1 pseudogene is annotated in these 232 nt (G+C 34.5%); it reads left to right on the top strand.

What is annotated here, in order from left to right:
* Window positions 1-138 (top strand): annotated as a pseudogene (locus tag SB717_RS39870) (branched-chain amino acid ABC transporter permease); the annotation flags it as partial.
* Between the last annotated feature and the right edge of the window lie 94 nt (window positions 139-232).

Here is a 232-nt window from a genome sequence, read left to right as displayed (position 1 = left end):
ATTGCTTCTTTAATTGTTGGATTAGCTGGTGCTTTTACAGCGTATTTTATACCAGATTTATCACTTGCAATTAATATGTTAATGTTACTATTTTTCTTAATAGTGAAGCCAACTGGACTTGTTGGTGAAAAGGGGTGAAATGGTGAACAACACATCGGACCGAATTAAAGTATACTTCGGAGTATGTATGCTCATTTGTTTAAGTGTATTTCCGTTCGTAAATGATTCACGG

The organism is Priestia sp. SIMBA_032 (assembly GCF_046535215.1).
Taxonomy (GTDB): domain Bacteria; phylum Bacillota; class Bacilli; order Bacillales; family Bacillaceae_H; genus Priestia; species Priestia aryabhattai.
This window is presented reverse-complemented; position numbering and strand designations above follow the sequence as displayed.